The organism is Actinospica robiniae DSM 44927, from assembly GCF_000504285.1.
Taxonomy (GTDB): domain Bacteria; phylum Actinomycetota; class Actinomycetes; order Streptomycetales; family Catenulisporaceae; genus Actinospica; species Actinospica robiniae.
The window spans coordinates 4,810,901-4,830,833 of sequence record NZ_KI632511.1 but is presented as its reverse complement, the minus strand read 5'-3'; the positions used below and the strand labels follow the sequence as shown (position 1 = coordinate 4,830,833).

17 protein-coding genes are annotated in these 19,933 nt (G+C 72.0%); 5 read left to right on the top strand and 12 right to left on the bottom strand.

From position 1 onward, the window contains the following. Positions 1-81: 81 nt before the first annotated feature. The gene (locus tag ACTRO_RS20415) at positions 82-1,365 is read right to left on the bottom strand and encodes an MFS transporter (protein WP_211244356.1); all 1,284 of its coding nucleotides are present in this window, start codon (positions 1,363-1,365) and stop codon (positions 82-84) included. 172 nt (positions 1,366-1,537) lie between these two features. Continuing rightward, positions 1,538-1,789, bottom strand: a complete 252-nt coding sequence (locus tag ACTRO_RS20410) for a mycoredoxin (RefSeq protein WP_034275854.1) — start codon at positions 1,787-1,789, stop codon at positions 1,538-1,540. Between the two features lie 114 nt (positions 1,790-1,903). Here ACTRO_RS20410 and ACTRO_RS20405 point away from each other — a divergent pair, with 114 nt between their 5' ends. Beyond that, positions 1,904-4,174 carry an ATP-dependent DNA helicase UvrD2 gene (locus ACTRO_RS20405; protein ID WP_063628040.1) on the top strand — a complete coding sequence of 757 codons (2,271 nt, stop codon included), beginning with the start codon at positions 1,904-1,906 and terminating at the stop codon, positions 4,172-4,174. Positions 4,175-4,199: 25 nt separating this feature from the next. Here the strand turns inward: ACTRO_RS20405 and ACTRO_RS20400 are convergent, their stop codons facing one another. The 3 genes from ACTRO_RS20400 to ACTRO_RS20390 form a co-directional block, all read right to left on the bottom strand. Then, positions 4,200-5,393 carry a hypothetical protein gene (locus ACTRO_RS20400; RefSeq protein ID WP_034265282.1) on the bottom strand — a complete coding sequence of 398 codons (1,194 nt, stop codon included), beginning with the start codon at positions 5,391-5,393 and terminating at the stop codon, positions 4,200-4,202. A gap of 10 nt (positions 5,394-5,403) precedes the next feature. Beyond that, on the bottom strand, positions 5,404-6,414 hold the full coding sequence (locus ACTRO_RS20395) for a hypothetical protein (RefSeq protein WP_034265280.1): 1,011 nt from the start codon (positions 6,412-6,414) through the stop codon (positions 5,404-5,406). A 99-nt stretch (positions 6,415-6,513) separates the two neighbouring features. Then, positions 6,514-7,197 (bottom strand): hypothetical protein, encoded by a 684-nt coding sequence (locus ACTRO_RS20390; RefSeq protein WP_034265277.1) that lies wholly within the window; start codon positions 7,195-7,197, stop codon positions 6,514-6,516. A 423-nt stretch (positions 7,198-7,620) separates the two neighbouring features. On the opposite strand from ACTRO_RS20390, the gene ACTRO_RS20385 reads away from it, so the two are divergent. From ACTRO_RS20385 to ACTRO_RS20375, 3 genes are all read left to right on the top strand, one after another. Then, complete coding sequence (locus tag ACTRO_RS20385) at positions 7,621-7,983, top strand: hypothetical protein (protein WP_034265274.1); 363 nt, start codon at positions 7,621-7,623, stop codon at positions 7,981-7,983. Positions 7,984-8,198: 215 nt separating this feature from the next. Then, positions 8,199-8,477 carry a WhiB family transcriptional regulator gene (locus ACTRO_RS20380; RefSeq protein ID WP_034275850.1) on the top strand — a complete coding sequence of 93 codons (279 nt, stop codon included), beginning with the start codon at positions 8,199-8,201 and terminating at the stop codon, positions 8,475-8,477. A gap of 62 nt (positions 8,478-8,539) precedes the next feature. Beyond that, entirely contained in the window at positions 8,540-8,761 is a 222-nt protein-coding gene (locus tag ACTRO_RS20375) for a hypothetical protein (protein WP_034265271.1), read from the top strand. A gap of 177 nt (positions 8,762-8,938) precedes the next feature. Here the strand turns inward: ACTRO_RS20375 and ACTRO_RS20370 are convergent, their stop codons facing one another. From ACTRO_RS20370 to ACTRO_RS48195, 3 genes are all read right to left on the bottom strand, one after another. Beyond that, a complete protein-coding gene (locus ACTRO_RS20370; protein WP_034265269.1) occupies positions 8,939-10,363 on the bottom strand; it encodes an ABC1 kinase family protein in 1,425 nt (474 codons plus the stop codon). Between the two features lie 5 nt (positions 10,364-10,368). Continuing rightward, positions 10,369-11,442 (bottom strand): TOMM precursor leader peptide-binding protein, encoded by a 1,074-nt coding sequence (locus ACTRO_RS43605; protein ID WP_051451116.1) that lies wholly within the window; start codon positions 11,440-11,442, stop codon positions 10,369-10,371. 107 nt (positions 11,443-11,549) lie between these two features. Beyond that, positions 11,550-11,708: a DUF5679 domain-containing protein gene (locus ACTRO_RS48195; RefSeq protein ID WP_169739932.1), complete on the bottom strand. Its 159-nt coding sequence runs from the start codon at positions 11,706-11,708 to the stop codon at positions 11,550-11,552. Positions 11,709-12,398: 690 nt separating this feature from the next. Between ACTRO_RS48195 and ACTRO_RS20360 the strand changes: the two genes are divergently transcribed. After that, positions 12,399-13,091 carry a M48 metallopeptidase family protein gene (locus tag ACTRO_RS20360; protein WP_084316418.1) on the top strand — a complete coding sequence of 231 codons (693 nt, stop codon included), beginning with the start codon at positions 12,399-12,401 and terminating at the stop codon, positions 13,089-13,091. A gap of 1,482 nt (positions 13,092-14,573) precedes the next feature. Here ACTRO_RS20360 and ACTRO_RS20355 read toward each other — a convergent pair. From ACTRO_RS20355 to ACTRO_RS20340, 4 genes are all read right to left on the bottom strand, one after another. After that, entirely contained in the window at positions 14,574-17,219 is a 2,646-nt protein-coding gene (locus tag ACTRO_RS20355; protein ID WP_034265267.1) for a CHAT domain-containing protein, read from the bottom strand. A gap of 12 nt (positions 17,220-17,231) precedes the next feature. Then, positions 17,232-17,705, bottom strand: a complete 474-nt coding sequence (locus ACTRO_RS20350; protein ID WP_051451115.1) for a hypothetical protein — start codon at positions 17,703-17,705, stop codon at positions 17,232-17,234. Between the two features lie 38 nt (positions 17,706-17,743). Beyond that, positions 17,744-18,301, bottom strand: coding sequence for an RNA polymerase sigma factor (locus ACTRO_RS20345; protein ID WP_051451114.1), 558 nt, complete (start codon positions 18,299-18,301; stop codon positions 17,744-17,746). 82 nt (positions 18,302-18,383) lie between these two features. Continuing rightward, positions 18,384-19,496: a S8 family peptidase gene (locus ACTRO_RS20340; protein ID WP_051451113.1), complete on the bottom strand. Its 1,113-nt coding sequence runs from the start codon at positions 19,494-19,496 to the stop codon at positions 18,384-18,386. Positions 19,497-19,933 lie beyond the last annotated feature (437 nt).

Sequence of the window (19,933 nt, the reverse complement as noted above, 5' to 3'; positions counted from 1 at the left end):
GCGGAACCCGGCGTGAGCACAGAGTTAAGCACACCTGGCCGGTCTACGTCTTGCCCTGTCCATGGGAAGTTCTGCGAACGGTCAGGCGATCGCGTCCGCCGGAGCGGCGGCGCGGGCGGCCGCGCGCTCGATCCGCTCCAGCTTGCTCAGGCAGCTGCGACGCTGCGCGCCGGAGATCCCGAGCACCACGCCGCCGAGCGCGAGCCAGCCGATCGGCCCGGCGGCCAGCACCGCGCCGGTGAGCACGAGCGGACCGAGGCACTTCTGCGTGGCCTGCGACATCCCGGCCACGCCGAGGTAGGCGGGCCGGGCGGAGGCGGGGGCGAGCGAGACGGACAGCTCCCAGGAACTGACCGACCGCATGAGTTCGGCGAGCGTGACCAGACAGGCCGCTGCGATCAGCAGCAGAGAGCCGAACCAGGGCCCGGATGACGGCGCCGCCGCGAGTGCGCCGCAGCACGCGAGCAGCAGCACCCCGTAGCGCCGAACGGCGACGGTCGCATCGCGCGGCCCTCGCGTGGCCGCGGATACGCGCATCTGCAGCACGACGACGAGCACCGTGTTGACGAAGAGGAACAGCGGCACCAGTTCGTGCGGCGCGGATGTGCGGGTGAGCAGCCACAGCGGCAGGCCGACATTGAGGATCGAGTCGTCGAGGCACATGAAGACGTCGAAGAGCACGAAGGTGAGGTATCCGCGGTCGCGCCAGGGATTCTCGGTTGCGGTAGACGGCTCCTGACGAGACGCCGGCTTTCCGGCAAGGCCGACGGAGGTGGTGGCGATCGAGGTCGGGATGCGGCGAACCAAGGCGGCCGCGACGACGAACGAGAGCGCGTCTAACAGAATCAGCACCCGGTAGGCGTCGCGCGAACCGAAGGCGAGCGCGATCGCGGTGACGCCGGCACCGAGCGCGAACGCGGCGTTGGAGACGCTGCGGGAGAGGGCCTGGTAGGTCGCCCGTTCGGTGCCGGCGACCTCCGTGGCGAAGAGCATCTCGAGCATCTTCGCGGCGCGATCGCCGAAGAGCGTGACCGCGACGGCCGGCAGCAGCACGCCGAAAGAGGTGCTGGAAAGGATGATCAGGAGCGTGCACAGACGCAGCAGATGGCAGCCCATCAGCACGGTGCGGGCCGGATACCTCCCGGCGAGCCGCCCGGCCACCGGCGATCCGAACACCCCGGCCACGGCCGCGGTGCCGAGCAGCAGCCCGACCCGCCGTGCGTCGAAGCCGGCCTCGACGGTGAAGTAGAGCACGGCGGCCGAGTTCCACACGCCCGAACCGGTGCGGTCCACGAACAACGCGGTGAGCATGGTGCGTGCCGCGCGGCCGCCGGGCGGGTTGCGCAGGTGCGTGGCCAGTCCCACCGTCCACCCCAAATCTCTTGACGTCGAGATAAATCCTCGGCCGTAGTCTGCCGAAGATTCATCTCGACGTCAAGAAACTCGCCATCGAGCTAATCGTCGCTTGCCGCACGGCGGGCGCCGCGGCCGCGCGTCGCGCGCTCAGGCCGAGGCGGCCTGGCCGCGCGTCGCGCGCTCAGGCCGAGGCGGCCTTGACCTGCGCCAGCGACGGGTTGGTCATGACCGTCTGGGTGCCGCTCGCGCCGACGACCACGACCGTGGGCACGGTCTGGTTGCCGCCGTTGACACTCATCACGTACTCCGCCGCCTCGGGCTTCTGCTCGATGTCGACCTCGGCGAACGCGATGCCCTCGCGGTCCAGCTGGCTCTTGAGCCGCTTGCAGTAGCCGCACCAGGGGGTCGAGTACATGGTGATCTGGGCCGTCATCTTCGTGGACACACTCCTCGCGCAGGTGAAGGAAAACCGCAGGATACAACCGCCGTCCCGGGCTTTTTCTTCCCGCCCGCCACGGTTGTCGGACCCGCCTGGAAGAATCGGGGCATGACTGATCCCGACGAGCTCCTGGCCGGACTTGACCGCGAACAGCGCGAGGTCGCGCGCGCGCTCCACGGTCCGGTCTGCGTGCTCGCGGGCGCCGGCACGGGCAAGACCAGGGCGATCACCCACCGCATCGCGTACGGGGTGGCGGCCGGGGTCTACCAGCCCTCCCAGCTGCTCGCCGTCACCTTCACCGCGCGGGCCGCGGGGGAGATGCGCGGCCGGCTGCGCGGGCTCGGGGCCGGCGCGGTGCAGGCGCGCACCTTCCACTCGGCCGCACTGCGCCAGCTGCAGTACTTCTGGCCGCAGACGGTCGGCGGCCCGCCGCCGCGGATCCTCGAGTCCAAGATCCCGCTGGTGGCCGAGGCCGCCTCGGCCTGCCGGGTCAGGACCGACCGGACCGCGCTGCGCGACCTGGCCTCCGAGATCGAGTGGTGCAAGTCCACCCAGACCGCCCCGGACGACTACCCGGCCGCGGTGGCCAAGGCGCAGCGGGTGCCGCCGCGCGAGCCGGCCGAGGTCAGCCGGATCTACGCGGCCTACGAGCAGCACAAGCGCGAGCGCGGCTTCATCGACTTCGAGGACGTGCTGCTGCTGACCATCGGCGTGCTCGAGTCCCGCCCGGAGATCGCGGACCGGGTGCGCTCGCAGTACCGGCACTTCGTCGTGGACGAGTACCAGGACGTCAACCCGCTCCAGCAGCGGCTGCTCGAGCAGTGGCTCGGCACCCGCGAGTCGCTGTGCGTGGTGGGGGACGCGAGCCAGACCATCTACTCGTTCACCGGGGCCAGCCCGGACTACCTGCTCGGCTTCCCGGACCGCTACGCCGACGCCACCGTGATCCGGCTGGTGCGCGACTACCGCTCCACCCCGCAGGTGGTCGGCGTGGCCAACGCGCTGCTCGGCGCGATCCCGCAGGAGACCGCGGCCGGGCGCCGGGCCGCACGGGCCCGGCTGGAACTGGTCGCGCAGCGGCCGGCCGGCCCGGCCGTGCGCTACACCGAGTACCCGGACGAGGCCGCCGAGGCCGAGGGCGTCGCCGAGAGCATCAGGAGCCTGATCGATTCCGGGGTGCGCCCGGCCGAGATCGCCGTGCTGTTCCGGATCAACGCGCAGTCGGAGGTGTACGAGCAGGCGCTGGCCGACCGGCACCTGCCGTACGTGGTGCGCGGGATCGAGCGCTTCTTCGACCGGCCCGAGGTGCGCCAGTCGGTGCTGCTGATGCGCGGTGCCGCCCGCGGCGCCGAGGTCCCCGAGCAGTCCGCGGCCGGCGAGCCGGAGGAGGCGGGCTCGGGCCTGGCCGCGGCCGTGCGCGCGGTGCTCTCCGGCAACGGCTGGACGCCCGGCGCTCCGGCCGGATCCGGCCGGGCCCGCGAGGTCTGGGAGTCGCTGGCCGCCCTCGCCGCGCTGGCCGAGGAGTACGAGAGCGCCCATCCGCGGGCCGGGCTGGCCGAGTTCGTGCACGAGCTCGAGGAGCGTGCGGCCCTGCAGCACGCGCCCGTCGTCGACGGCGTCACGCTCGCGTCGCTGCACTCGGCCAAGGGCCTGGAGTGGGACGCGGTGCACCTCGTCGGCCTGACGGAGGGTCTGCTGCCGATCACGTACGCGGAGACGGACGAGGCGGTCGAGGAGGAGCGGCGGCTGCTGTACGTCGGGGTGACCAGGGCGCGCGAGCAGCTGGCGCTGTCCTGGGCGCTGGCGCGCACCCCGGGCGGCCGGGCCTCGCGCCGGCCGTCCCGCTTCCTCGACTCGCTCAAGGAGGCGCAGGAGGCGCGGGCCGAGAGCTCGGCCGGCGGCGTGCTGCGCCGCGGTTCCGGGCGCGGGCTGCAGGAGCAGGGCAAGTCCAAGCGGTCCGGCCCGGTGCGCTGCCGCGTCTGCGGCAAGGCCCTGATCGAGGCGGTGGACCGCAAGCTCGGCCGCTGCGCCGACTGCCCGTCGGATCTCGACCAGGCGCTGTTCCAGCGGCTGCGCGAGTGGCGCTCGGAACAGGCCAAGGAGCAGTCGCTGCCGGCCTACTGCGTCTTCACCGACGCCACGCTCACGGCCATCGCCGAGGGCAGGCCGGCCGATCGCGCCGCGCTCTCCCGGATCCCGGGCGTGGGCTCGGCCAAGCTCGAGCGGTACGCCGACGAGGTGCTGGCGATGCTCGGCGGGTCGGGCGGCGCGGCGGCCGGGGACGGCGCGGGCGAGGAATCGCAGCTGGCACTGGAGTTGGACGCTCCGTCAGACGAGGGCGCCGACGAGGCCGAGACCGAGACAGAGACCGAAGACTGATCCGCCGGCGGTCTGACGCACGGGCCTATCCCTGCCAGTCGGCGGGGAGTCCGCAGGCCCCGTAGATGAGCGGCCGGGCGGCCACCGACTCGTTCACGCCGGAGAGCATGAAGTCGTCGGACAGGAACGTCACGTTCAGCATGATCTGGTCCTGGTGGAACGTGGCCGAGGTCGGGCAGGTCACGACGGTCATCTGGAACGACACGGTGAACGAGCCGCCCGGCTGGACGAGGTCGTCCTGGCTGGAGGGGCTGAAATCACCGGCCAGTTCGAGTCCGAGCGCCCCGGGCAGAGTCTCGAAGCCGGCGCTGCTGACGTACTCCAGCGCGGTGTCGGCCAGCGACTTCGCAGTCACGCTCACCGTGAACGTGTGGGCGCTCGGATCCACCGACGTCGTCACCTTGTTCAGCTGCGCCACCTTCCGGCCCTGCTGGGAGCAGATCCGGTCGGCGGTGTTGCCCACGGCCTGCTCCGGGAAGATGGTCTGCTCGCCGAGGTGCCCGCTCACGCTGCGGGCCTGCACCTGTAGCGCGCCCATGCTCTCCCGCATCTTCGTCAGGTCGCCCGCGTCGAGGGAGGCGGTGTCGATGACGGAGGCCATGGCGGTGGTCGTGCCGTCGAGACCGGCGGAGGACTGCGGATTCGCGCCGGACGACATGTCGCTGAACCCCGCCGTGCAGTCCGCGGTCACCATGCCGCCCAGTTCGCCGGTGCCCTCGGGCGGGATGACTGCCTTGCCGACGGGTTTGAGCGTCGGCGCGCCGCGCAGGCCGGTCTCGGTGAGCCTGCCGTCCAGCAGCGTGATCGGGTGCGGGCTCTTGTTCACCACCGGCACGACCACCTGCTCGGACAGGATGGCGTGCCACTTCGGGGCGAAGGCCAGTTCGGTCAGGCCGGGTATGGAAGGGGCGGTGGAAGAGGCGGCGAGCCTGACCAGGTTCGCGCTGCGCACGTCCGTCTGGTGCCGGTCGTAAGCCGCCGTCCCCGCGCCGATCGCCGCGCTCAGCACCACCGCCAGCGACAGCACCGAGGCCAGCGCCCGGTTGCGGGTCGCCCGCGGGGGCAGCCGCCGCGGGTCGCGGCCGGCGGCCACCCGCTCCTCGCCGTCCGCCTCCTCGAGCCAGTCGACCTCGTCGGCGCCGTCCCCGTCCGGGCCGCCGCCGGTGCCGAGGTCGAGGAACTCGACCTGCTCGTCCTCGCCGTCGTAGTCCGCTGCCATCGGCCCGGCCCTAGTTGAACTGGCCGCAGGCAGCCGCGGCGAGCAGGGACAGGTCGAACTCGTCCGCCTGCAGCAGCACCTTGCGATCCGAGTCGGTCACGATGAGTTGAAGCTCCACGTCCACGTTCTCCTCGGGCAGGGCGAGCGGGCATTGCGTCACCGGCCAGGTGAAGCCCCCGGCCAGGCGGCCCTCGGGCACGAGCAGCCCGGCGATCGTTCCGGCCGGTGCCGGCGCTCCCAGGGCGGTGTTCGGCACGACTGCCGCGGCGCCGTTCCGGGACGCATCTGAATACTGATACGTGAGGGTATACGACAGGGGGCTGCTGAGGAGCGAGCGGGCTGTCAGTGAGATCGTGAACGTGTGCCGGAGCGGGTCGGCCGACTCGGCGAAGTTGCCGGACGCCACCGTCGCGCCCTGCTGCAGGCAGATCTCCTCGCGCACCGACTCGCCGCCGGTGTTCAAGCCGATCGGCGCGGTGCCCACGGAGCCGTCCGCCAGCCGGGCGCGCACCAGCAGGGTACTCTGCGCGTCCCGGCCCACCCCGGCCGCCGACGGGAGGGTGCAGTCGACCCGCGCTGTGCCGACGAGGCGGCCGACCTCGCCGGGCTCGAGCCTGGCGCCGCCGCTCGGCGCGAGGCTGGCCGAGAACACGCCCGGACCGCGTATCACCGCGTCCGGCAGCAGGGTCACCGCATCCGGACTGCGGTTGACGACGTCGACCTCCACCGTCGTGCTCGGGTCGCCACCCCAGGAATCCGCGCTGCCCAGCGTCGCGGCGCCGGGCAGGCCGACCGGGTCGCCGGTCGCCTGCACCCGCAGCACCAGGGTGGCCGCGGCCCGGTCGGCGGCCCGGTCGTGGCGGTAGGCCCGGACGCCCGCGAGCGACGCCGCGCCGACGCACAGCCCGAGCGCCAGGACGAACGCGGCCGGCCGGCGCCACCCGTCCGCCGGCCCGAGCGGCCGCGCGTCGGGATCCGGCTCGGACTCGAGGAACTCGATCTCGATCTCGGTCTCTTCCATCACCGGCTCAGCCTCCTTCCGTTCGGCCCGAGGCCGGCGGCGGTGCCGGCCGGCCAGTCAGTTCACTGATAATCTGCCCGGTCGCGGACCGGCCGACGCCTACCCGCCGTCGCGCACGGCGCAGACGCGGTCGCGCACCGAGCCCGCGGCGGAGCCCGCGAACGTCACCGTGCCCACCCCGAGCCCGCCGCCGGAGGTACGGGCGCTGATCGTCAGACTCGTCCCGGCCGCGGCGTCGCGGGCCGCGCCGCTCTCGGCGCAGTCCACCGTGACGGAGCCGCGCAGCACGGTGGACCGGCCCGGTCCGAGCACGGTCGCGTCGTCGCCGCCCAGGTGAGAGGCCGTCAGGCCCGGACCGAGCAGCGTCGCGCCCGGCAGCAGGGTGACCGCGGCCGGGCCGCGATTGACCAGCGGGACGGCGATCTCGGTGCTCAGCCGACTGGTCCGGGCGAGGGCCGGGCCGAGGCCGTCGAGTCCGGGCAGGGATATGCCGCCGGACGTCGGCGCGGCCAGGATCAGCTCGTCGGCCGCGGCTTCGGCGACGAGGTCGGCCGCACGGTCACGGTGGTAGACACCGGCCGCGCCGTACCCGGTGGCCGCGAGCACGGCGCCGGCCAGCAGCAGCGAGCCGGCGACGCGGCGGCGGGTCGGGCCGGCGGGAAGGGCGGCGGGACCTGCGGCGACCTCGTCCCCGTCGGCGTGTTCGAGCCATTCGACCTCGTCGAGGCCGCCGCCGTCGAACAGCGCATCGGGGCCGTCCGGCCCATCCGTCTCGACCGGCATGCGCCGCCTCGCTTTCCGGCCCATCCACCCCCGTATCGACCGGAAGCGAGATCGCCGGGATGACAATAGGGCCGGGGCGCACCGGCGTCCAGGGGGCGCTTTACCGGATCGTGTCCCGCGCAGGGGGAGGAAATCCGCGTGCAGGGGGTGACATGCTCCAGCGCCCATGACAGGATGTTCTGCGTACCCGAAGGTTCACCGGAGGGTGCGAGGCGCGGGGAGCGCCCGGGGATGTTCTTGAGCCGAACCGGGGGTCTCACCGCATCTGAGGCAAAACCGCAGGTCAAAAATCATTTGCGAGTCTGTAGGACGAGGATCTAGCCTCTGACTCGCACCGCGGGACGGATCGGTCCCGCACAAAGCGTCGATTCCGGCTCGCCCCCGGAAGCGGCCGAGCTGAGAGAAGGGGGCGAGAGAAATCAAATGCTGACGCTGAATCACGTTGCTGAAGAGCAGGCCGCGATCCTCGCCGCCTGTCCGCGCCCGCGCGCCCTCGCTCCGTCCTTGGTCGACTGGTCCGTCCTGCCCGCCACCTCCGTGTCCGCCGTCTCGGCCGGCCTCGGTTCCGTGGCAGCGGTGCGTCCGGCGGCGGACGAGCGACCGCAGGTCGGCTATGCCTGGCGCTCGGAGATGGCCGGATTCGGACTCTTCGCCGCCACCCTGGCCGGCGCCGGAATTCTCGGAACCGTCGACGAGCGCGGCAGCAAGACGCAAGACCAGCAGGACAAGAAGCAGAGCCACCTGACCCACGGTCGGGAACCTCGTACCTGGAGACCGCCGCACTGACAGCCCGTCAGTGCCCCAGCCCTCCAGGCCGCGGAACCCGAACACCGGGATCCGCGGCCTTATTCGTTCTCCGGCACCGGCCGGCGACGGGCAAGGAGCGGGACCACCGATCCGACAAGGACATGAACACCGTGATGATCGAGCGCCCCGACCAGGAGCAGACCGACCGCACGTCCAGCCCCGCCGTAGTCCAGAGCCCCCAGAAGGAGCCAGCGATGCAGCTGACCGTCTTCGAGCCCACCTCCGCCCTCGACGACCTGCCCTGCCGCAGCGTCGAGCCCGAGCTCTTCTTCGCCGAGTCCCCGGCCGACGTCGAGCTCGCCAAGGCGGTTTGTACCGACTGCCCCGTCCGCGAGGCCTGCCTCCAGGGCGCCCTCGAGCGCAAGGAGCCGTGGGGCGTGTGGGGCGGAGAGCTTTTCGTCCAGGGCGTGATCGTCGCCCGCAAGCGGCCCCGTGGCCGTCCCCGCAAGGTCGACGTCGCCGTCGTGGCCTGAGCCGCTACGCCTGACGTCCCCCCACCACCGTCCCTACTGCCGAACGACAGGAAACCGAACCGATGTCCCAGACCTTGATCGTCCCGAAGCGCGGCGCGAGCGCCGAACCCGGATACCTCTTCGAACCCACCACAGGGAGCACCCCGCAGATGCAGTACCAGCCCATGTACATCGACCTAGCCCAGGAAATGCACCGGGAGCGGTTACGACAAGCGGAGGCGCAACGCCTCCGGCGCGCGGCGCTGCGCGCGCGCCGTTCCCTGGCCGGCCGCCTGTTCGGTTGATCCGAGCGCCCCGCGGCGCGGCGCCGATCGTCGCGCCGCGGGGCAAGGCCCCCGGCTAGCCGTGTGAAAGATCGAATCGCGGATATACGAGCACCACACGAGCGACACAGCACCAATACCCCCTGCCCGGTGCGGGCTCGGAGCCAGACTCCGAGCCCGCACCGGGCAGGCCGGGTTTCACGGCTGGGACTCGGTCTCCGACTCGGCTTCCAGCCCGGTCTCGATCTCGGCCTCGGCCTCGGCGTCCGGGTCCGGGTAGAGCCCGGGCAGGCAGGGGCCGAGCACGTCGCGCACGGAGAAGGTCGAGCCGAGCTGGCACAGGATGCCGAGTGCGCCCGAGCTGACCCGGTGGATGAGCATGTAGGCCGGCGGCAGGTTGAACCGGCGCCCGAGCGAGGCGGCCGGGTTGCCCCGGTTGGACAGGTGCGCGCCCTGGTCGCGCAGCCAGGCCCGGCTGTAGGTGAAGGTCTCGGTGCGCAGCGGGTCGAGCAGCGGCGCCAGATAGTCCAGCGCCTCCTGCGGCTCCATCTTCATACCCGGCTTCACGAAGCCCTCGCCGGTCAGTATGTCCGCGACCCGCTCCGCGTCGTCCTGCAGCGCGTAGCGGACGGCGGTGCCGATCGCCGGCGGCATGCCGCCGGGCAGCCGGTTGACCGCGCCGAAGTCGAGCACGCCGAGGCGCCACGGCCCCTGCGGCCCGGCCTGGGTCTGGTCCTCGACCACGGTCGGCGGGAGCAGCCGGAAGTTGCCCGGGTGCGGGTCGGCGTGCAGCAGCCCGCACTTCTCCGGGCCCGAGTACAGGAAGCCGAGCAGCAGCTCCCCGGCGCGGTCGCGCTGGTCCTGGGTGCCGTCCGCGATGATCTTCGCCAGCGGCGTGCCCTCGAGCCACTCGGTCACCAGCACGGTGCCCCGCTGGGCCACGACCGCGGGCACGACGATGTCCGGGTCCTTCGCGTAGCCCTCGGCGTAGCGGCGCTGGTTGTCCGCCTCCTTCGCGTAGTCGAGCTCCTCGGAGATGCGCTCGCGCAGCTCGACCAGCAGCGGCTTGATGTCGATCCCGGGCACCAGCACGGTGAAGAGCCGGGAGATGCGGGCGAGCTGGTTCAGGTCGCTCAGCAGCGCCTTGCCCGCGCCGGGGTACTGCACCTTCACGGCCACCTGGCGCCCGTCGCGCCACACGGCCCGGTGCACCTGGCCGATGGAGGCGGCGGCGGCCGGCGTGTCGGAGAAGGAGACGAAGTTGCTCCGCCACTTCGGGCCGAAGGACTGCTCCATGACCTTGTACACGGTCGAGGCGGGCAGCGCCGGGGCGCTCTCCTGCAGCCGGGTCAGCGCGCCGCGGTAGGGCCCGGCCAGTTCCTCGGGCAGCGCGGCCTCGAACACCGAGAGCGCCTGGCCGAGCTTCATCGCACCCCCCTTGAGCTCACCGAGGACCCGGAAGAGCTGTTCGGCGGTGCGTTGCTGGACCTCGTTGGCGACGGCCGCGGCGGGAGCGCCGACCACGCGCTTGCCCAGGCCCAGCGTGGCCCGGCCGGCCAGACCTATCGGAAGCGTCGCGAGCTTGGCGGTGCGAGCGACGGCATTGCGCGGCAAATCACTCATACGGGCTATTCAAGCAGGTCGAGACCGACAAGGACGCGAGGCAAGGCCCCGCAATCGCAGTCCGGGTGTGCCGAGACGCTGATCAGCCGGGGGATCGGGGCGCAGTGTGCGAAGCGCAACATCACGCCGAGCCAGTCCGGGTCCGGGCCGTCCAGGAACGCGAGCGCGGCCACCACCGCGTACGCCGCGGCCAGCGTGGCGAGCGCGGCGTCCCGCGGCGCGAGATACCCCGGCGTCCCCGCGCCGACCTGGGCGGCGACCCGCTGCCAGTGCGGATCGGACTCGGCCAGCCGGCGGTCGGCGCAGCGGGCGCAGGGGGTGCGGCCGGGCAGGACCATCGGCCCGATCAGCGCCTCGTCTTCACCCAGACGGACCAGCAGGTGCGGGATCGACCCGGCGGTCAGCTCGTCGATCAGGTCGTCCGGGTCCGGACCGGCCGGGGCGATCACGGCCAGGTCGGGCGGGCGGTGGTGATGCGAGGGGGTGGTGCGCGCGGACGGGGTGAAGGCGAGGATCGCCCGGGTGGCGGCGTCGCCGCGCCGTTGGCCCACGTCGGCCGGCTCGAGGCCGCCCGGCGCGGTGTCCCCGGGCTCGACCGGGGCCGGATCCACCGGCCGCACCACCCCGATCCCGGCGGCCGCGAGCTGCCGGGCGACCTGGGCGCCGACCAGGCCGAGGCCGTGCACGGCCACCTGCCGCTGCGTCCGCCGCTCCAGCGCCCGCGCGCCGCCGCCGGGCAGCGGATGCCGCAGTCCGAGCGCGGAGACGAGGGGTTCCAATCTGGCCCGCTCGGATACACCCATTCGGGCTAACTCGGGCGCGCTCAGCGCGGCGTCGTCGAGCGCGCCGTCCAGCGCGAGCCGGTCGATGAAGGCGGACGCCCGCTCCCGGGCCACGCCGAGGCGCTGGGCGTAGCCGAGCAGGGCGTCGAGGTCCCGGGTGCCGTCACACGCCTCGAGCAGCCGCCGCAGCGCGGGTTCGAGCTGGTAGATCCGTTCCCGGCCGGCACCCACGCCGAGCCGCAGCCGCCCCGGCTCGAGCCACAGCCGGCTGATCCCGGGCTTGAGCACCGGGCGCATCGCGGCTCACGCACGGACGCGGGCGGGCGGGTCAGCCGGGCCCGATGCCCGAGTGACCGCCCGCCCGCGTCCGGAAAGCTGATGCGCGAACCGCGGCATCCGACGGATCAGGCCTTGCCCAGGATCCGGTTCACCTTGGTGCCGCAGGTCGGGCAGGTGCCCTGAGCCATGCGCCGGCCCGACTCGCTGACCTTGACCTCGCCGGTGAAGTGCCGCTTCTCCTTGCACTTCACGCAGTACGCCTCACCCGTGTATGTCTCGGCCATGGTGGCCCTCCTGTGCTTCTCGCTGTTGGTGCGCCCGCTCCCCGCTCGGGGCCCGGACGAGAGTCACCATACGCGAGAGCGGAGCCTCATCCCGCATCGCGGACGTGCGGCGGGGGTGCCGTGCGCGCGTCTTGGCACGTTCGGGTGAGTTGTATGACTGCTCGCTCAGCGGAGGGCGGATCTGTGCGCGATCCGCGCGCTGACCGGTGCGGGACCGTGCGGGGTGGTGCGTGCGCGGGGGAGGCGGACTCGCTCGAAAGGAGGGCCGCGGGCTCCGGCGGAATGCCGAAATCAGCCGGAAGGCGAGAAAAGGGGAAAAGCACTGCGGGGCCCCCAGGCGCACGTCTCGACCCCTTGGTGATCGCCCACCGTCGGGTGCCGAGCTGTTTTCCGAGAGCCCCGCATTCAGCAGACGACGGTACGGCGGAGCACCCCGCGGAGTCAATTGCGCTGCTCGAACGGCTGTGGATAACCCTGGGGATAACCTTGGGACAATCCCCGCTGGTATGTGGATCCTTCGGGCATTTCCTGGGGACGCGGCGGTGGATAACCCGGGCCGGGCCCGTTTCACCTGGTGAGAAAGAAAATCTTCGAAATCCTCCGGACGGCGGTGTCCACCTGCACAAGTTTTCGTAAGTCTTTGGCTGCGCGGGAGGCCCAAAACGCCGCCGAACCGCTACGTTGGGTTGCATGCCTTCCGATCCGACGCCTCCGCGCCGCGTCGCGCTCGACCCGGACGTGGTGGAGGTGCGCCGTTCGCCGCGCCGCCGGCGCACGGTGTCCGCGTACCGGCAGGGCGATCGGACGGTGGTGCTCATCCCGGCGCAGATGTCGGCGCGGGAGGAGGAGCGCTGGGTGCGGGCGATGCTCGACCGGCTCGCCTCCCGGGAGCGCCGCGGCAAGCCGGGTGAGGCCGAGCTGGCCCGCCGTGCGGCCGACCTGTCCGCCCGCTACCTCGGCGGCCGCGCCGTGCCCGAGTCGGTGCGGTGGGTGACCAACCAAGGCTCGCGCTGGGGCTCGTGCACCCCGGCCGACGCCTCGATCCGGCTCTCCGACCGCCTGCGCGGCATGCCGGACTACGTCATCGACTACGTGCTGCTGCACGAACTCGCGCACCTGATCGAGCCCAACCACGGCGCCGGTTTCTGGGCGCTGCTGCGCGGCTTCCCCAAACTCGAGCGCGCCCGCGGCTACCTCGACGGCTTCGCCGCCGCAGCCGCCGGCCCCGCCCAAGCCCCCCGCCCGGCCGAGCCCGGCGCCCTGCCCCAGGCCTTGGACGAGGACGACTGCGGCGACCTCGACGGTGTCGACGGCATCGACGGCCTCCACGGCAAGGGCGAGCTGTCCGGGCTTGGCGGCGACGACGACCGCCCGCTGCTCTAGCGTCCCGAGTCGGAATTCGCTGCATAGCCCTGCAAATTTGCGGTGAGGGACACTACTGCGAGTTGATGATCGGCTGAGTGCTCGTGGGGTGTGGTGGCTTGTCGGGTCGGGGTGGTCGTCGTGGTGTGGGCGGGCGCTTCGCTCCGCCCCGTTTCGTGTGACCACCCGCCCACCCGTTGCGTGGGCGGGGCGGGCTGCGGTTTCAAGATTTCGCCTCCGGCGCGGGCCTTCCCTCGGAGAGAGTGCCGGGTCTCCGTAAGCGCTGGCGTTGGCGGGGCGGGCTGGGGTTTTGGGTGGTGGGGTTGCGGGGGTGTGCTCTCTCCTCGGTCGGTCCCCGGAGGCAATCAGGGACCTGCCGGGAGGTCAAGCGGCGGCAGTCTCCGTTGATGGTGAATCCTGCATCGCGCCGCTTGACCTCCCGGCAGAACCCTGATCGGGCTTCGCCTGCCCGACCGAGGAGAGAGCCCACCCCCTGGGGGAGCAGTGCGAGCTGCGCTCTAGCCGGGTCCCGGCCTGCGGCCCGGCGCGTTCGATACGGAAGAATCCTGCATCACCCTGATCCGACCAGCCCGATCCTTGATCCGCGTGAAGGGTCGGCGCTCGGGTCGCGCTTGCTGCTGAATCGTGCATCGCCTTGATGCGATCGACCTTGATCCCTGATCTCTCGGCAGAATCCCGCAGGCCGGTTCCGTTCGATGCGGAAGGATTCTGCATCGCCCTGATCCGATCCACCCCGTGCTCACACACTGCACAGGATCGCGCCCGGTCGCACCCCGAAGGGAAATCCTGCACCGCCTTCGGCCACACCCCCAACACCATCTGCCCAGCCACCCCGACCACCACCCCTCCCGCCAGAAGCAACGACAACCCCCGTACTTCCATGCTAGACGCCACCACTGACAAAAGACGCATATCCGGTGTTTACGGGAAAAGCAAAGATTCTGGAGATTTCCGGGCACTCGGGGGCGTTCCCCGGCGTTGAAGGGATAGAGAGGAAGAGCGCTCAGAACGGCGATGCAGGATTCTTCCGCACCGCGCGCGACCGGGCCACACGACGGGAATCGGCCCGAGCGCAGCTCGCACCGGACCTCGGGGGTGTGCTCTCTCCTCGGTCGGGCAGGCGAAGCCCGATCAGGGTTCTGCCGGGAGGTCAAGCGGCGCCATGCAGAATCAAGCACCAGCCACAGCCACCGCCGCTTGAGCTCCCGGCAGGTTCCTGATTGCCTCCGGGGACCGGCCGAGGAGAGAGTACGCCCCCGGCACCTGACCACCCCGAACCCCAACTCGCCCCGTTAACGCCAGCACCTACACGAACCCGGCACTCTCTCCGAGGGAAGGGCCCGCGCCGGAGGCGAGATCTTGAAGCTCCAGCCAACCCCGCCAACGCAGCAGCCGGGCCGACGTGATGGGCAGACGAAACCGTGCGCGAGGCGAATTCGCGGTAGGCGTTTGGAGTCGGGCGTTAGGCGCTACAGCTAGACCTCAGCCCGCACCCAGGCAGATGAACGCCGGGGCGCCGGCTTTGGCTTGGGCGGCTTGGGCGTCGGCGAGGGCTTGGGCGGGGCGCAGGCCCCGGGCGAGGGCGGCGTGCACGTCGAGCATCAGGGTTCTGGTGTGCTCGTCGGCGACGGGGGCCACCGAGGCGATGATCGTCTTGCAGCCCTGGGTCAGCAGTGCGCTGGCCACGCCCATCAGCTCGTCGCCGGGCTTGATACCGGACAGCGCCGCGTCGCAGGCGCTCAGGATCAGCACTCGCGGGGCGCGGCGGAGGGATTCGAGGTCGTACACGGTCAGCGGGCCGTCGGCGAGCTCCAGGTTCGAGAACAGCGGGTTGTCCCGGCGGAACCGGCCGTGCGCGGCCAGGTGCGCCAGCCGGGCGCCGTCCCAGGACTCGGCCACGGCGGGGGCGGTGGCGTGGTCGCCGCGCAGGGCATTGGCCTCCGGATACAAACCGGCCAGGGTCGTTATCTCCGCCTCGGCGTGGTCGAGGCCGGGGCCGTGGGCCAGTGCGACGTGGCCGGAGAGCTCGGGTACCTGGTCCGCCGCGAGCCAGCTGCGGGCGGACGGCGCGACCGTCAGTACCCTGTTCTCCAGCGAGGGCAGCGCGGCCCAGGCCAGGGCGTGCAGCGAGCCGGTGGGCACGAGCACCAGTTCGTGGCCTGATATCTGCCGGCCGAGGTCGCCCAGCAGTACCTGGTCGAGCCTGGTGCGGGCGTGGTCGTAGACGTCCATCGCGCCGCGCAGCAGCGCGGGGGAGCCGTGCTTCGCCGCGATCCGGCCCATGGCGAAACGCAGCTGGTCCAGCTCGGCCAGCACCGCCTGGTAGGAGCCGATCCGGGTGCGGGTGCAGCGGCCGTCGGCCAGCACGATCGCGTGCAGCTCGTCGTCCAGGCGCACGTACTCCACCAGCGCTCGGCCGCCGAGCTTGTCGCCGAGCTTGCGCAGGTCCAGCGGAGACTCGGGGGCCTCGTGGGTGCCCGGCGCGTGCCGGGCCAGGTCCTTGATCTCGTGCTCGAGCCGGCCCCGCTCGCGTTGCAGGGGCCTGATGTCCTTGCCGTCCAGGCCCTCGTCGGTCACCTGGTTCGTCACCGCGCGCAGCAGATTGAGCAGCTCGGCGAGCCGGCCCGACTGCGGCGGGTGCGCGGGCGCGCGCCGAAGTGACGCCGCGCGCCACTGCTCGGTGCGGATCAGAAGGCTGCGCGCGGATCCGCCTTCGAGGCTCAGCCGCAGGCCGGCCGTCGCCAGGCCGGTGCCCAGCGACGCCGCGCCCGCGCGCAGATCGGTCGAGCCGAGTGTGTTCGCGTACTGAGCCAGCACGCTCAGGCCGCGGGTGATCGCGCGGCCTGCCCCCGGCCGGTCGCCGAGCAGCAGCAGGCGCTCGTATTCCGCCTCCCAGGCCAGCAGCCTGACATTCGACAGTCCGCTGAACCGTTCCGCCGCGATCTGCGCGTACAGCCGGTCAGCCTGGGTCCGGCGGCCCAGCGCCGCGGCCGTCCGGGCCGCCTGCAGTCGCGCCTGCTGGGGTGTCACCAGCCAGCCGGCACGTTCGAGCCGGACCACGCACTGAGTCAGATCACGAAGAAGCTCCGCGGTGCGCTCCCCGCCGGCGAACCGCGCCGCGAGCTCCACCTGCCAGGCCTGGGTCGCCCAGGTGTAGCGTCGCTGCCGGGTGAACTCCTGGCGCGCGGTCGCCGCGAACTCGGCTGCTTGCGGGCGTTCTCCCGCCGCCAGGGCCGCGCGTGCCCCGATCAGCCGCGACTCCGCCGCGTCGAAGGCGAGGCCCGCCTCGAGCTGTCCGGCCAGCGCGCGCTCGGCGTCTTCCAGGGCTTCGACCGGCAGCCCGGCCGCGAGCAGCGCGTCCGCGCGGTCCGCGTAGCTGCTGTCCTGCCGACGGCCGATCGACGCGGCCAGGCTGCGCGCGTTGGCGATCTGCTTGAGCGCCTCCGGCACGCGGCCCGCGCGCAGTAGGGCGAAGCCGAGGTTCTGATGCAGGCTGCACAGCACGGTCTTGAGCTCTACCGAGCCGGCCAGCTCGATCCCGGTGGTCAGGTCGGCGAGGGCCAGATCGCTGCGCCCCTGATAGGCCAGCAGCGTCCCGCGCAGGTTGCGCAGCATCACTTCCCAGCGCACGTCGCCATACCGGCGCAGCACCGGCTCGGCCGCGCCGAAGCGGACCAGCGCCTCGGCCTGACGGCCTATCCGCTGCAGTACGAGGGCGTGGTTGACTCTCAGCCGGGCCAGTTCGAGTTCGTCCACCGCGGCCTGCAGCCCGGCCTCGGCCAGTTCCGCCTCGCGCAGCGCCGCGCGGGTGCGGCCGAGCTGGGAGAGCACCACCACGTGCGTCGTGCGGGCCTGCGCGGCCCGTACCGGAAGACGCAATCGGTGCGCCAGGGAGACCGCGCGGCGGAGCTGTTCGCTCGAACGCTGCGGGTCGGAGAAACGCAGGCTGAGGCCCACCACCCGCAGCGCCACCGCGTCCGCCTCGTCCTCGAGGCCTGGTTCGAGCAGCGTCAGTGCTCGATCACGCGCGAGCTTCACATCGGTGTGGACGAGCTCGAGGAGCGATTCAGCCTGGGCAAGCCTCGTCGCGCCGTCGGCGTGGGTAGCGGCCGCGGCGTATGGCGTCATTCGACTAGCTTCTCAGATGGTGTCCCATTCAGTCACGACGCAAGTGCCGTCCGGAAGCTCGCAGCGCAGCCGTGCGGGGCCGGCGGGCAGCTGGGCCAAGGAGAAACGCCCCAGTTCGTCCACCTCGGCCGTGGCCCGTTCACCCCCCGCGCTCTCCAGCCACAGCTCGCGCGGGCCGGCCGGCACCACCTGGCCGACGAGCTTGCGCCCGTGGGCCAGCTCCGTCGCCTCGACCACGAAGGTGAGGTGCTCGGCCTCGAAGGTGAGCAGGCGCTGGTCCCCGGCCGCCCGGGTGGACTGGCCCACCAGCGGGCTGTCCTCGAGCAGGCGGGCGAGTTCGGCGTCGAAGTCGCGCCACAGGAAGGCCCCGCGCGCGGCGTCGAGCACGTCCGGCGGCACCGGATCATCGTGGTCGTACATCGAGTTCAGCGCGGCCAGCAGGCGCACGTCCGCGTAGGACTCGCCGCTGTATCCGTCATCCGACATTCTCGGTCCCCCTCAGGCATCCCCGTTTCCGCACGGGATCAGGACATGTGGGCTCGCAACTTCTCCAGGCATCGGGCCCGGGTCGGGCCGATGGAGCCGATCGGCAGCCCCATCGCGGCCGACAGCTGGGCGTAGCTCGCGCCGCTGTCCGCCGCGAGCACCCGGAGCAGGGTGCGGCAGCGCTCGGGCAGCTGGGCCATGGCGGCCCGCAGCTGCCGGTACTCGTCGTCGACCAGGATCCGTTCCTCGGGGCCGTCCGCGCCCTCGTCGGACTGCTCCTCCTGCTCGTCGGCCGGGATCTCCCGGTTGCGCCGGCGCAGCAGGCGTATGGCTTCACGGCGTGTGGTGGTCGCCAGCCATGCGCCGAGCCGCTCGGACTCGGTGATCGATCCCAGATTCTCCACCAGCCGCAGCCAGGCGGTCTGGCTGAGGTCGGCGGTGTCGGCGGGCGAGAGCCGGAAGCTGCGGGCCACCGACCACACCAGCCGTCCGTACCGCGCCACCAGCGTGTTCCAGGCGTCCTGGTCTCCGCCGGCGGCGGCGGACAAGAGCTCGGCGTTGCTCGGATCCGGGCTCTCCGGGGTGAATGACGGCATGACTCACGCTCCCACGCGCCCGATCCCTCATCGGGCGCGTGGGAAACACTAGCGAGATCACGCCGTCGCGTCATACCGACCGTTACCCGATCTCCACCCCGAGTTCGGGGTCCGCTTCCCCGCCGAGCAGCATCTCGACCGCTTCACGTGCGGTGATGTCCTTGCTGCCGGCCAGCTTGGCGATCGCGCCGGCCACGTAGGGCGCGGCGAAAGAGGTGCCGCTCCAGGTGGCGTATGAGGGTTCGATGTCACCGGTGGCGCCGCGCACCGGGAACGGCCCGGCCACGTCCACGCCCGGCGCGTGCGCGTCCACCCACCAGCCGCGGTCGGAGAACGGGGCCCGGGCGCCGACCGCGATGCAGTCCTTGAGCGCGGCGGGCCAGAATGCCCGCTCCGAGCCGTTGTTGCCGGCCGCGGTCACGACCACGGTGTGGCTGGCGAACTTGCGCAGCGCGGCGGAGATCAGCTCGGAGGGGTGGTCGTGGTGCGCGTATCCGCCGAGGGAGAGGTTGACCACGTCCAGGCGCACGCCGGTGGTCTCCTCCCGCCGCCGGATCCGGCCCAGGCTCTGCAGCAGGCCCAGCTCGTCGCAGATGCCGATGTCGTCGAGGACGCGCTCGATCCACAGCCGCGCGTCCGGCGCCTTCTGCAGCACCACGCCGGCCACGAAGGTGCCGTGCCCGGACTGGGATTCGAGCTCGTAGTCGCAGTTGGCCGAGATCGGGTCCAGCTGCTCGGGCGTCACCTGGTCCCACCAGACGGTGTCGGTGAACCACGGGTGCGGGGTGATGCCGGTGTCCAGCACGGCCACGGTGACCGTCCGGCTCTCGCCGGTCGGCACGGGCGCGGGCACCGGTGCGCTGAGGGTGGGAACGCCGAAAGGCCCGCCCACGTAGTCGGGTTCGCCGCGCAGGATGTGGTTGGCGCTGGCGCTCAAGTTGTGCCGGTCGCGCAGCTGGGCGGCGAATTCGGGCACGTTGACCTTGGCGTTCGCCCGTAGCCGGAGCCGGTGCACGCCGATGTCGGTGAAGGTTTCGACCCGCTCGACGAAGGAGGCGCCCGCCTCCCCGGCCGCGTCGGCCTGCTCGGCCGGCACCAGTACTTGATCCCGGCGGTGCATCGCACCGTCGATGCACACGGCGTCCGGATGACGGGCGATCAGCCGGTCCATCCGGGCCTTGTGGTTCGAGCGCACAACTTCCTCCCTAGGTCACGCGGTACTGGCTGTAAAGCTGGTCTGCACCGCCTGCGCCGGACGATCCCGACCGGTGCGCAGGCCGTACCCCCGTGACGTCCTGGTCGCCGGACGGGATCGCGATCCCGCGCGACGCCGTCCGACCGCCCGGCGGCCGCAGGTTCCCCCCTCGCGGCCACCGGGCGGGCACGGTGTCTCCCCCACCTGGTTCCCCACCTGTCCCAGTCCTGGAACTGCTCTCGGATCTCCCTTCCGAGCCCCCCTCCGGGTCTGGCACACTTCGCCCGGATCTCCCTTCCGGACCTCTGATCGGGTCTCCCCTTCAGATCGACCGGATCGGGCTCTCCCCTTCCCGATCCGGTCATCCATAAGAGCATCGGGCCGGGGCCCCTGATACATCGGCCGGAAAGTTTTTTTCGAGCGGGGATATTCGTCCG